Raw genomic sequence first — 12,729 nt, forward strand, 5'->3', positions numbered from 1 at the left:
AGCGAAGCAGATGAATTATGCAGTAAAGAATTATACGATGGAGCGGGAATTTCCGCTTCGTAAAGAAACGATCTGGAAATTGCTGAGCGACAACAATCGCTTGAATTTATACATCGGCCTTTTTCCGGTCGCCTTCAGTGAAGCGAAAAAAGAAGGCAACAGTGTTTTTTTCCGGGAAGGCCGGGCGAAAATCGCCAACACGGTTCCGCTGCACTGGCGGGAATATCCGTTCCAATGGGAAGAGAACCGTGCGTATTCCGTGGAGCGCCGCTATATCGGCGGCCGGCTCGACTATTACCTGTGGGGTGTTGAACTATTCGAAGCAAAAGACGGTTCGCCGAATAAAACCGGCGTGCGCATCAAGGCTTCGTTCAAAGCGCGAAACGCTTTAGGTGCTGCCGCGATTCCGCTCATCGGTTTGCAATCGATGAAAAACAGCATGAAGTACTTGGAAGAATATTTGGCATCGGGAGCGGACGATCCGTTCCATGCTCCGCAGAAATCGCCCAACCATAAAGTGCAGCTAGATGAACTCGAGCGGCTGGAAACAGCATTGCGGAAGCGGCCCGTGAAAGAGGAGTATGTGGCACTGCTTCATGATTATTTGATCGAAAAAAGCAGCCAAGACGTCGCCCATATCGAACCCGCTGCTTGCGAACTTATGGCATGCGGACTTGGACGAAGTGCTCCGGCTCTTATTGTATGCAACGAAAGAAGGCATGCTGAACTTGAGCTGGAATCTGATCTGCCCGAATTGCCGCATATCGAAGTCGGAACAGAATTCGTTGTCGGATCTCAATGAAGAATTCCATTGCGACCTTTGCGGCATCAACTACGATGCGAATTTCGATCAATACGTTGAATTGCAGTTTTCGGTGCATCCGTCTGTACGAAAAGCGTATGCGGAAGTGTATTGCGTCGGCGGGCCGATGATTACGCCGCACGTAAAGATGCAGAAAATCGTTGGTATAGGGGAAACCGTTTTACTCAACATTCCCGAAAGCTTGGAATCGTTGCGGGTACGGGTAGTCCAGGCGAATGATCAAGTGCGGTTTGAGACAGGCGAGATGCAAAAAGGGCGCGATTCCTTGGTTTATTCCGATGGAGGGTGGTCGTTTGCATCGATTGGAAATCCGTTAGAAGTCGAAATCACGAATTCCAGTTCGAACGATATCGTCATTGTGCTGGAGCAGGATTCATGGAATGCCGAAAAAGTCACGGCGGCGAAAGTCACGGCGATGCAGGAATTCCATGATCTGTTTTCGTCGGAAGTGCTGTCGCCCGGCAAGAAAATCGGCATCGACCGGGTGACGATCCTGTTCACAGATTTGAAAGGCTCGACGTCGTTATACGAAACGGTCGGTGATGCTGCAGCTTACGGCCAGGTGCGCCGGCATTTTGAATTTTTGACGCAGCACATCGCGAAAAACTCCGGCAGCGTCGTGAAAACCATCGGCGATGCCGTGATGGCGGTGTTCCATTTGCCGGAAGACGGCTTGAAAGCGGCACTTGAAATCCAACAGAATCTGGCTGGGTTCAATGACGGTGCGAATGAAGACATCGTTTTGAAAATCGGCTTATACAGCGGACCGGCAATTGCGGTGAATTCAAATGACCGGCTCGATTATTTCGGCCGCACCGTCAATATTGCAGCGCGCATTGAAGGGCAAGCGGAAGGCGGCGACATCGTCTTCAGCAGCGACTATATGGAACAGACGAATTTGCGGAAACTACTGGATGCAAACGGCATGCAGCTCGAAGCCTTCACGGCGAACTTGAAAGGCATCGAAGGCAGTGTGGAATTGATGCGCTTGAAGACGGCTGCGCCAGCCATCAAAACAGTCGGATAAAAAATGGAGACAGTCCAGAGAGAGCCATCGTGCTTCTTTCTGGACTGTTTTATTTTTTCCTTCAGACCTTTGGCTGAAATGCATTGAATTCGAGACATTCTTCTAGATAGTTGCGGGAAAGACTGTTTATACTAGTATCATAGATGGAAAGGCGGAGGAATAGATGGAGAAGTATCGCATTGATGAAAGCAAAGGGATGGAATTCGGGATTTATACATTGGGGGATCATTTGCCGAATCCGCTGACGGGTGAACGGATTTCCGCAAAAGAACGGGTCCATGAAATTATTGAATACGCAAAGCTCGCGGAACAGGCAGGCGTCGACTTTTTCAGCGTCGGCGAAAGCCATCAGGACTATTTCGCGACGCAAGCACATACAGTTGTATTGTCGGCGATTGCACAAGCGACAGAAAAGATCAAAATCGCGAGTTCGTCTACGATCATCAGTACGTCCGATCCGGTGCGGGTCTATGAAGACTTCTCGACGATCGATTTGATTTCAGGCGGACGTGCAGAAATCGTTGCAGGGCGTGCGTCCCGTGTCGGCTTGTTCGACTTGCTGGGCTACGATGTCCGCAATTACGAAGAATTATTCGAAGAGAAATTCGAATTGCTGTTGAAGTTGAATGAAGAAGAAGTGGTCAATTGGAACGGCGAGTTCCGTGCGCCACTAAGAGATGCGCGCGTGCTGCCGCGCCCTGTGGCCGGTTCGATGCCAATTTGGCGCGCAGTCGGCGGCACACCTGCCAGTGCGATGAAAGCAGGATACGCCGGCGTGCCGATGTTCATGGCGCATCTCGGTGGTTCGACAGCAGTATTTAAACGCACAATCGATGCCTACCGACAAGCGGCACGAGCAGGCGGACACGACCCAGCCCAGCTGCCGGTCGCAACAGCAGGCTTTTTCTATGCAGCCGATTCGATGCAGCAGGCGCTGAAAGACCTGTATCCACATATCAACGAAGGCATGAAGCTGACAAACGGACAAGGCTTTCCGAAACAGCTATTCGCGCAAGGCGCCGATCCGCAAAACATCATGAACGTCGGCAGCCCGCAGCAAATCATCGAAAAGATCCTGCACCAGCACGAAGTCTTTGGCCACCAGCGCTATATTGCGCAAATCGATTTCGGCGGCATGCCATTTGACAATATCCGCAAAAACCTGGAATTGATCGGCACGGAAATTTTGCCGGCCATCAAGAAATACACGGCGAAATAGGAGGCGATGAAAATGAAAATTGTAGGATTATCGGGTTCAAGAGTCGGATCCAAAACCTGGATTGCGATGGATTATACGCTTGGCGTTTTGGCGGCAAAGTACCCGGACGCAGAAACCGTCTTGCTCGACCTTGCGGATTACGATGTCCAGTTCAGCGACGGCCGCAACTACTTGGAATATGAAGGCGACACGGGCTATGTCACGCGCACGCTCATGGAAGCGGACGCCATCATCATCGGCACGCCGATTTTCCAGGCGTCGATTCCGGCGACCTTGAAGAATATTTTCGACTTGCTTCCGGTGGACGCGCTTCGCGACAAAGTCGTCAGCATGTTCATCACCGCAGGTTCTTCGAAGCATTACTTGATTGCAGAACTACAGCTCAAGCCGATCCTCGCTTATATGAAAGCGCAGCTCGTCCAGACCTTCGTCTTTATTGAAGAACAGGATTTCTACCGGAAAGAAATCGTCAATGACGATGTCCGCCTTCGCCTTGAGCGGCTCGTTGAAGACACGGTGATTTTGACGGAGACGTTTACGCAGATCCGGGAAGCGAAAGAAGCAGAGTACGATTTTTAAGAAGTGATGAAATTTCAGAATAGATTGCCAATAAATGCCTTTTGAGATATGTTTATCTTAGAAGGTGTTTTTTTGTGCGTGGATTTTCGTGTGGAAGCGTATTTAGCCGGTTACTGGGCGTATTTTTAGTGCTACTGAGCGTATTTCCCGTGTAATGGGGCGTATTTTTGAAACAATGGAGCGTATTTTATTTAAATAAAAGAAATCATTAAAGGAGGCGGTCATTATGTCAAATAATTACATGCACATCAACACGATCAACAAGGGGATTGCGAAGGACTGACGAACAGCTCCGTGTTTTCCCCCGCAAATTGGAAGGGGAACCTAGATGAACGCAAAAAATGTAACGATTACAGAAGTAAATGAAGAAAACTGGTATGCCTGCTGCGGGCTCGAAGTATCCGAGGAGCAAGCAGCCCATATTGAACCGAATGCGGTATCGATTGCGCAACTGCATTTTGAGCCGGCCTTAAAAGCGTATGCGATCTACGCAGATGACACGCTTGCCGGCTTCCTGATGTTCAACACGGTGCCGGAAGAAATGGACGGCCACTGGATTTACCGCATCATGATTGATAAGAAGTTTCAAAGCTCAGGAATCGGAAAAGCGGCAACACAGCTCATGATGAACGAAATGAAAACAAAATGGAACGCCGAGAAAATCGTTGTCGGCTACCATCCGGAAAATACAGGAGCCCATCAGCTGTATAAAAGTTTAGGGTTTATTGATGAAGGCAATCGGTTCGGCAAAGAAATGGCGGTTATCCATTATTTGAACAAGCGAGGAAATTAACTATGACAGAGGAAGAATTAAAGCGGAAACTGCAAAGGGAACAAGCGATAGAAGATGCACTCATCCAATCGATGATTGACCATATCGGTTCTGTGGACAGTGAACTCCGGGACGGACTGATTTATGGAACCTTTTCGACGTGGATCATGGAAGACCGGCTGAAGGGCGATCAATTGGCCGAGCTGCTCGACATCTCTTTGGAGCTGCTGTTTAAAGGCATCGGCGAGAGCGGAACGGATACGGTATTCACCCGTTCTTTCGCATCGCTTTGGATTGCGGCAATTCTTTACAGCGACAATAAGCATGATTTTCTGCCGGAAGCGGCGATTGGAAAAACTCATGAAGCCCTTCTCGCATATATGCCGGCAGAGCAGGATGTCCGCGGCTACGTACCGGTAAAAGGCTGGGCGCATAGCGTCGCCCATGCGGCGGATGCGTTTGATGAACTCGTGAAAAACCTGAAGCTGGATGCAGCGGCTTACCCCGAACTCGCAAAAGCGCTATGGAATAAAATCTTTATCTCCGAAAGCGTGTATGTCCATGCGGAAGAGGAGCGGCTATTGGTACCCCTTCTGGAAATGATGGAACGCGGAATGGATCTGAAGCTTGTAGAAGAGTTATTAACGGAGCTGCCGGAGAAAGTGCTGCTTCAAAAACAGCAGCTGCCTGAAGAGAACTATTGGTTTTTGGTGGCGAACTGCAAAGGGTTTTTGAAGAGCTTCTATGTGGAAACCGGTAAGAAGCTGAATTTATCAATCTTGCAAAAGAATATTGGAGAGAGCTTAAAAGCGATGGAGTAAAGGTTTGCGGACGGGAGAGGAATTATGGGGGAGTTAAGGGCAGAAACCGATTATTTTCACTTATATGAAATGGCTGCAGGGATATTTGCGGCGGTCGCGAAACCCGGCACCGGCGCTTGGAGCAACGCGGAGTAGTGGATTTAGGAGAAGAGCTGTTGGTCTTCGATTCGTTCAGTACGCCTTCTGCGGCACAGGAGCTGCGAAATCAAGCAGAGAAACTGACCGGAAAAAAAGTGAAGCATCTTATTAACAGCCATTATCACGGCGACCACGTTTTTGGCAATCAAGTATTTGAAGATGCTGCCATCATTTCAACTTCATTGACCCGGCAGTTATTTGAAGAACGAAACGTTCTAAAGGAAATGGCCGTTGAACAAGCGGAAATGGCGCATTATCTTCTCAGTTTGGAACATCAAATCAAAGCGGCCGCAAATCCGGTGATCCGGGCGAGCCTCATCAATCAATCGGAAGAGATGGCAAGAGTGAAAGAAGAACTGCCGCACTTGAAAATGGTCTTGCCCACTGTTGCGTTTGAAGACAGCCAAATTTTCCAGGGGTCAAAGCGGAAAGTGGAACTGAATTGCCTGGGCGGAGCGCATACACCGAGCGATAGTTTTCTGTATCTCCCTGAAGAAAAAATCCTGTTTGCGGGCGACATCGTGACAGAAGCGTTGCATTTGCCTATCTACGACCCCGATGGCTTTTTGAAAACCTTAGAAGCATTAAAAACTTTCGAAATTGATGCGGTGCTGCCTGGGCATGGCGCCATCCACTCGGTGAAAATCATCGAAGCGATGGGTGATTACCTCCTGCTGCTGAGTGATTCGGCGAAGCAAGCGCACGATGAAAAAGTGGCTATCGAAGAGTATGTAGCGGAATTTTTATTGCCGGAAGCTTACGCGGAATGGCGAGGGACGAATGGCATCCAGCGGAACTTGAAGACTGTCTATAATTTCTATGAGGCAAAAAAGAAGGAATGAATAGGATGGAAGAACAATTAAACCAAGCGATCCAGTTAAGAAATGAAGGCAAAACAAGGGAATCGAATCGCTTGCTGGTGGAATTAGCCGAGCAGCTTCCAAAAGATGCTTTGGTGAATTACCAGTGTGCCTGGAGCTTTGATGTATTGGGCGATGAAGCGGAAGCTGTCCCTTACTACGAAAAGGCAATTGAATTAGGCTTGTCCGGAAAAGATCTGGAAGGGGCCATCATTGGCCTCGGAAGTACTTGGAGAACTTTAGGCGAGTATAAAAAGTCGCAGAACGTCTTCTTGAATGGAATTGAACTTTTTCCAGAAAATCGAGCCATCCGTGTGTTTTATTCGATGACGCTCTATAATCTAAAACAGCATAGCCGAGCGATGGAAATCTTGCTTCGCTGTTTGGCCGAAACGACGAGTGACGAAGAAATTTCAAGCTATCAGAAAGCAATCGGCTTCTACGCAGGAGACTTGGACAAAGTCTGGAACTGAAATCCGGTACGATACAGGAGAGAACAAATGTACAGCCCAAAATGGAGCAAAGCGAAAAAGAAGTTGAAGAGCCTGACCTGTGAATCGCTCGCTGGCCGAGTGGATTTTCAAGTCATCAACTACCGGAAAGCGCATGACGGATTGGGACGCGCCGTTATCACGGTGGACGGAAAAGAACTGCTCAGCATGTGCACCATCACGGCGGAGCGGGAAGAGTACAAAAAGGAATGGACGCTGCGGCATTCGCAGGAATTCTACGAGTTTGATGATGTCGAAGAGAATATCCGGATCCAGGACATCGCCCATCAATTGCTCAAACAAGAAGGGATTTACGGACAATACGATTTTTTCGATGCGCTGGAATCTTATTTCAACGCCCCGATTTCCGAATCGCTGGCGTCGGAAAATCACATTATTCAAATCCTTAGCTTAATGGACCGGCGCGTCGGCAAGCGGCCATTGGTGAAAATGGAAAAGAGAATCGCGAATGAACCGGAATGGGTCCAGCGCATTTACAAGTTGAGATGCGAGGTGGAAGGAATTCGGCTAGAGAATGGAGATCCTGAATATGCGAATTAACAGCAAAGAATTAATCGTTCGCGGCATCAGCTATACTATCCGTTCTGCTGAAATTCAGGATGCCCGCCAATTATCAGAAGTAAGATTGCAAATTGATGGAGAAACGGAAAACATGGACCGGGAAAAAGGCGAGGCGTATATTGACTGCACTGGATTTGAAAAAATCATTGAAGAAGACACGCAAGCACCCAATCATTTATTTCTCGTGGCAGAAGTTGACGGGGCAATTGTCGGCTTTTCTAGATGCGAAGGCAATTCGCTGAAGCGGACTGCGCATAAAGTGGAATTCGGTGTTTGCATGCTGCAGGCATACTGGGGATACGGTATCGGAGGAGCACTTTTAAGCGAAACGCTCGACTGGACAGATGCGGCCGGCATCAAGAAAGTGGTCTTGACGGTCCTTGAAACGAATGAAAAAGCGATCAAGCTCTACGAAAAGCATGGGTTCAACGTAGAAGGAATCCTCCGGCAAGACAAGCTTTTATCCGATGGAAACTATTACAATACGGTAGTAATGGGCAGAATCAGCATTTGAATAAAACACAAAAGGCTCTTGAGACATCCCGTCTCAAGAGCCTTTTCCCATGCTATACCCCGGCAGGCGCCGGGTCTCCGTACAATCTCAAAATGTCTTCTGCAGGCAGCGGGCGGTTGAAGTAATAGCCCTGTGCCTGGTCACATTGGCGTTCTTTCAGGAAATCCAGCTGCTCGTTCGTCTCCACGCCTTCTGCAATGACGTTCAACTCGAGGTTGTGCGCCATGCGGATAATCGTATCGACAAGCGCCGCGTCTTTCACATCGACGTGGATGTTGCGCGTGAAATACTGGTCGATCTTCAAGGTGTTGATCGGGAACAGCTTCAAATAGCTCAGTGACGAATAGCCGGTTCCGAAATCATCGATCGACAAATGGATGCCCATCGCTTTCAGTTCCATCATCGTTGCAACCGCGCTCGTCGATCCTTGAATGATGCTTTCGGTCAGCTCCAGCTCCAAATACTTCGGCTCGAGGCCAGAGTCGGTAAGGGCGCTGTGGACCAAGTCGCTAAGATTCGTTTGCGAGAACTGGCGCGACGAAATATTGATGGCCACCCGGAACTTCGGCAGCCCTGCATCTTGCCAAGCTTTATTCTGCAGGCAGGCATTTCGCATCACGAATTCGCCGAGCTGGATAATCGTGCCGGTTTCTTCTGCAATCGGGATGAACTCACCCGGGGAAATCGGCCCCATATGCGGATGCACCCAGCGGACGAGCGCTTCCACGCCGATGATCTTCCCGGTTTTGATGTCGATCTGCGGCTGATAGTTGATCGTAAACTCGCCGCGGTCCAAACCTTTCCGGAGGCCGATGGCAATTTTCGAACGGCGGGACACTTCTTCGTTCATGTCTTTTGTGAAGAACTGGTAGTTGTTTTTGCCTTCCTCTTTCACCCGGTACAGGGCAAGATCGGCGTTTTTGATCAAGGTTTCGGCGTCTTCCCCGTCTGTTGGGTAAAGGCTGATGCCGATTGACGGTGTGATGAACACTTCCTCGCCGTTAAATTGGAACGGCTCGTTAAAGCAGTCGAGGACTTGCTGGGCAAATTCCGCCGCTTTGCTGGAATCGGTCTGCGGCAATAAAAGAATGAATTCGTCTCCGCCGAGGCGGAAATGGTATCCCGTTCCGCGGCATGCTTTTGCAGACGCTCCGTCACTTCAATCAATAACTGATCGCCGGTCGCATGTCCGAAGGTATCGTTGACCAATTTAAAATGGTCGATATCCAAATACAGCAAGGAGAAACGCTGCTGGTTTTCAGCGGCCCGGGACAACGTGGAAGCGAGCCGGTCGTTGAACAAGCGGCGGTTCGGCAAGCCGGTCAATGGATCCAAGTAGACGAGGCTGCTGATTTTCTCGTCCGTTTGTTTCCGTTCGGTGATGTCGCGAATAATGCTGCTGAAAAACACGCCGTCTTCCGTTTCCCAAGTGCCAAGTGACATTTCGATCGGGAATACGGTTCCGTCTTTATGCAAACCTTCCAGTTCAATCGTTTTTCCGATAATATGTGGCATGCGGGAGTGATAATAGCGAAGCATGCCGTCTTCATGCGGTTTGCGGTAATGTTCCGGGATGATCATTTGCAGGTTGTCGCCGATCATTTCTTTTTTGGCATGGCCGAAAATGCGCTCGGCTCCTTGGTTCCATTGTGTGATTAGGCCGGTATGGTCCGCAACGATGATGGCATCGTTCGCCGATTCGATGACCGACTGGAATTTCAGCTCTGATTCATCCGACTGCGCGGCAATCCGGCGGTCGATGCGGACGCTGTTGTAAGCGAGGCTCAAAATCAGCATCGCACCAAGTCCGACCGCGTAGCCGAGCAGTGTGCCATTAATGGACGAAGCGCCGTGATGCATATGATTTTCCATCGGCATAAACGTCGCAGCGGCCATCCCGGTGTAATGCATGCCCGCTACCGCAAAGCCCATCAAGATCGCACTGCCGAATTTGCCCCAGTGGAAATTGGACAAGCCGCGTAAACGGAATAATAGATAAAGCGCCGCAAGTGAAGTGGCAAAGGCAATCAAGGCAGACAAAGCGAAAAGAAACGGATCATACTGGATATCCGCGCCCATCTGCATCGCTTCCATGCCGATATAATGCATCGAAATGATGCCAAGCCCGATAAAGAACGCCCCGACAAGCAGACGCTTCCACGAATTCGACGGGCGGCTGATGATGCGGAATGCTACCCAGCAGGAAGCGAGCGCCGGCAGGATTGACAAGATGACAACCGGCACGCTGTAGCTGACTTCCATCGACATATGGAAAGCGAGCATGGCGATGAAATGCATCGCCCAAATGCCGAGCCCCATAACGATGGCGCCAGACAAGATCCAGCGTTTCTTCAAGCCTTGCTTTGAAATGGCAAGGCGGCTGCTGATGTCGAGGGCCACGAATGCAGAAAACATTGCCACCAAGATGGAAAGAACAACGAGCGGCCAATTATAAGTGAATGAAATAGGTTCCATAAGTAAACAACTCTTTCTAGGTGTAAGATAGAAAATGTAAAATAAAGGATTTATGATACAATTAAGAGAATAAACGAACTATCCTTTATTGGGATAAAGCGAATTTCCTATTCTCTAGGTGCATCGTTCCCTTAAGATAGCACATGACTAGTCTTTTTTCACTAGTTTTAAGCAGAAAAATGTAAAGGTTTTATTAAGATGTAACAATTTAGGTCTTAAGGTACTCCTTGAAGCTTCCGAAATATCGGTTAAGCTAATAAGAGAAACTCATTATTTTATATAAGTGAACAGATGGAAAGGAGCCGATCATGAAAATCCAAACAAGCCAATTCGGCGAAATTGAACTTACGGACGACCGCGTCCTGACATTTACAAAAGGAATCCCAGGCTTTGAAGAGATGAAGAAGTATGTTTTGCTGCCGGCAGACGAAAGCAGCGACTCGCCATTCTTTTTCCTCCAGTCAATTGAATCAGCAGAACTCAGCTTTTTCCTCGTCGATCCGTTCTCATTCTTCCCGGAATACGACATCAAACTTGCGGAGCAATTGGTGGAGCGTTTGGAACTTGAAGAACCGATAGACGCCATCGTCTTAACAACCGTTTCTGTTACCGGCGACATGAAAGACGCGACGACGAACTTGAAAGCGCCGCTTGTCGTTAACAATAGGAAGAAACTCGGCATGCAAATTGTCTTGGACAACAAAACCTATGAGATCAAACAGCGTTTATTCCAGACTGAACAAGGGCAGGTGTAAGCGATGCTCGTACTTGGCAGAAAAAAGGGCGAATCGATTGTCGTCGACGACAATATCGAAATCACGGTCACGGCGATTGAAGGGGACATGGTCCGGCTCGGCATCAACGCGCCGAAGCACATCACCATCCACCGGAAAGAAGTGTATTTGGAGATTCAGGAAGAAAATAAGCAAGCGACATCGAATGTGATTAATATTAGTGATTTTTTGAAGATGAAGAAGTGAGGGAGGGCCTGCAGAGATGCAGGCTTTTTCTTGTGAAGAAAAGAAAATGGAAAACTTTATAAAAAACTTTTAAAAAACGCTAAACATTTCAAAATGCCCTCCGATATAAATACTGTAAGGCAGTCCAAACGGATTTGGGCGCTTGCAAAAACAAAAAACATTACACGGAGGTAATACAAAATGATTATCAATCACAATATCACAGCTTTAAACACGCACCGTCAAATGGGTGCAGCAACAAATGCTCAAGCAAGCAGCATGGAAAAATTGTCTTCAGGACTTCGAATCAACAGTGCGAAAGATGATGCAGCTGGACTTTCAATCTCTGAAAAAATGCGCGGACAAATTCGTGGATTAGAACAAGCTTCAGCAAACGCTCAAGATGGAATTTCACTTCTTCAGACTGCAGAAGGAGCATTGAACGAAACTCATAGTATTCTTCAGCGTACTCGTGAACTTGCAGTACAAGCAGCTAACGATACTTCTACTGCGGATGATCGCAAAGAAATTCAAAAAGAAGTAAATCAGTTGCTAGAAGAAATTGATAGTATCGCAGGCAAAACGGAATTTAATGGACAAAAAGTACTTGATGGTTCATACACAGGGAAGAAATTCCATATTGGTGCAAATGAGACTCAAACAATTGACATTGCAATTTCAAACATGAAAACAGATCAATTAGGGGCGAGTACAGGTGGTTTTGCCGCATCTAATGATGTATTAGATAGTGCTTCATTAGACTTTACAGGAGTCAATCCAGCGACAGTCACAATTGGTGAAGTTACTGTAGAGCTAACAGAAGACTATAGTGGTGACCTTGCAAGAATGGCAAAAGATTTAAATGAGGTTTTCTCTAAAACTTCAGGTATTAATGTTTCTGCTAAAAACAATGAATTAGTATTTACAAGTGAGAAAAGTTTTGGTGCTATAACATACGGAGGGGCTTCCGAGGCTGCATTAGGCATAGAAGGCGCAGTTAATCCTGGTACATCTACTGGCGCTTTACTAAGTACTATTAAGGTTACAAACCCAACTGAAACTTCTACAGGGGGGGTCATGACTCAAACTGATGCTGAAACTGCAATTAAAGCGTTTGATAACGCAATTAAAACAGTATCAGCTGAACGTTCTAAACTAGGAGCAGTTCAAAACCGTCTAGACCATACAATCAACAACTTAAACACATCAGCTGAAAACTTAACTTCTGCGGAATCACGTATCCGCGACGTTGATTATGCCGAAGCCGCGTAAGCGAGCAGAGGTACAGTCGTCCTGGCCGGTAACAGCCAGAGATTACGATCGGGTGAATTGCTGGAAACCCCTTATAGCTTTTATTGCCACAACGCAGCTGGAAACGGCAGACGTGACGGTTCGAAAAAATAAAAGATTGGGCAATCAGCAGCCAAGCTCCTGTCTCGAAAGAGTGGAGAAGGTTCAACGACTAGGAT

Annotated in this window: 14 protein-coding genes and 1 pseudogene; 13 read left to right on the forward strand and 2 right to left on the reverse strand. The window is 48.0% G+C overall.

The genetic code is table 11. The features are described 5' to 3' along the window. Positions 1 to 10 precede the first annotated feature (10 nt). The 10 genes from L0M13_RS00530 (at position 11) to L0M13_RS00575 (ending at position 7,826) form a co-directional block, all read left to right on the forward strand. Positions 11 to 802, forward strand: a complete 792-nt coding sequence (locus L0M13_RS00530) for a hypothetical protein (protein WP_235197840.1) — start codon at positions 11 to 13, stop codon at positions 800 to 802. Next, the gene (locus L0M13_RS00535) at positions 729 to 1,850 is read left to right on the forward strand and encodes an adenylate/guanylate cyclase domain-containing protein (RefSeq protein WP_235197841.1); all 1,122 of its coding nucleotides are present in this window, start codon (positions 729 to 731) and stop codon (positions 1,848 to 1,850) included. The genes L0M13_RS00530 and L0M13_RS00535 overlap by 74 nt, the downstream gene beginning before the upstream one ends. A gap of 163 nt (positions 1,851 to 2,013) precedes the next feature. Then, positions 2,014 to 3,069 carry an LLM class flavin-dependent oxidoreductase gene (locus L0M13_RS00540; RefSeq protein WP_235197842.1) on the forward strand — a complete coding sequence of 352 codons (1,056 nt, stop codon included), beginning with the start codon at positions 2,014 to 2,016 and terminating at the stop codon, positions 3,067 to 3,069. 12 nt (positions 3,070 to 3,081) lie between these two features. Then, a complete protein-coding gene (locus L0M13_RS00545; protein WP_235197843.1) occupies positions 3,082 to 3,648 on the forward strand; it encodes an NADPH-dependent FMN reductase in 567 nt (188 codons plus the stop codon). 328 nt (positions 3,649 to 3,976) lie between these two features. Beyond that, entirely contained in the window at positions 3,977 to 4,441 is a 465-nt protein-coding gene (locus L0M13_RS00550) for a GNAT family N-acetyltransferase (protein WP_235197844.1), read from the forward strand. A 2-nt stretch (positions 4,442 to 4,443) separates the two neighbouring features. Beyond that, positions 4,444 to 5,241 (forward strand): DUF2785 domain-containing protein, encoded by a 798-nt coding sequence (locus tag L0M13_RS00555; RefSeq protein WP_235197845.1) that lies wholly within the window; start codon positions 4,444 to 4,446, stop codon positions 5,239 to 5,241. 155 nt (positions 5,242 to 5,396) lie between these two features. After that, on the forward strand, positions 5,397 to 6,221 hold the full coding sequence (locus L0M13_RS00560; protein ID WP_235197846.1) for an MBL fold metallo-hydrolase: 825 nt from the start codon (positions 5,397 to 5,399) through the stop codon (positions 6,219 to 6,221). A 5-nt stretch (positions 6,222 to 6,226) separates the two neighbouring features. Then, entirely contained in the window at positions 6,227 to 6,712 is a 486-nt protein-coding gene (locus L0M13_RS00565; RefSeq protein ID WP_235197847.1) for a tetratricopeptide repeat protein, read from the forward strand. Positions 6,713 to 6,739: 27 nt separating this feature from the next. Beyond that, complete coding sequence (locus L0M13_RS00570; RefSeq protein WP_235197848.1) at positions 6,740 to 7,291, forward strand: SF0329 family protein; 552 nt, start codon at positions 6,740 to 6,742, stop codon at positions 7,289 to 7,291. Continuing rightward, positions 7,281 to 7,826, forward strand: a complete 546-nt coding sequence (locus L0M13_RS00575; RefSeq protein WP_235197849.1) for a GNAT family N-acetyltransferase — start codon at positions 7,281 to 7,283, stop codon at positions 7,824 to 7,826. Before L0M13_RS00570 ends, L0M13_RS00575 begins: the two co-directional genes overlap by 11 nt. A gap of 52 nt (positions 7,827 to 7,878) precedes the next feature. Here L0M13_RS00575 and L0M13_RS18405 read toward each other — a convergent pair whose 3' ends face one another. Then, positions 7,879 to 8,676 carry a putative bifunctional diguanylate cyclase/phosphodiesterase gene (locus L0M13_RS18405; RefSeq protein WP_397443530.1) on the reverse strand — a complete coding sequence of 266 codons (798 nt, stop codon included), beginning with the start codon at positions 8,674 to 8,676 and terminating at the stop codon, positions 7,879 to 7,881. A 75-nt stretch (positions 8,677 to 8,751) separates the two neighbouring features. Then, positions 8,752 to 10,301, reverse strand: a pseudogene (locus tag L0M13_RS18410) (MHYT domain-containing protein); the annotation flags it as partial. A 308-nt stretch (positions 10,302 to 10,609) separates the two neighbouring features. Here L0M13_RS18410 and fliW point away from each other — a divergent pair. From fliW to L0M13_RS18415, 3 genes are all read left to right on the forward strand, one after another. Next, positions 10,610 to 11,056, forward strand: a complete 447-nt coding sequence (fliW, locus tag L0M13_RS00585) for a flagellar assembly protein FliW (protein WP_235197850.1) — start codon at positions 10,610 to 10,612, stop codon at positions 11,054 to 11,056. A 3-nt stretch (positions 11,057 to 11,059) separates the two neighbouring features. After that, entirely contained in the window at positions 11,060 to 11,281 is a 222-nt protein-coding gene (gene csrA / locus L0M13_RS00590; protein ID WP_235197851.1) for a carbon storage regulator CsrA, read from the forward strand. Between the two features lie 180 nt (positions 11,282 to 11,461). Further along, positions 11,462 to 12,532, forward strand: coding sequence for a flagellin N-terminal helical domain-containing protein (locus L0M13_RS18415; RefSeq protein ID WP_311195597.1), 1,071 nt, complete (start codon positions 11,462 to 11,464; stop codon positions 12,530 to 12,532). Positions 12,533 to 12,729 lie beyond the last annotated feature (197 nt).

This window comes from Planococcus sp. 107-1, assembly GCF_021513255.1.
Classification (GTDB): domain Bacteria; phylum Bacillota; class Bacilli; order Bacillales_A; family Planococcaceae; genus Planococcus.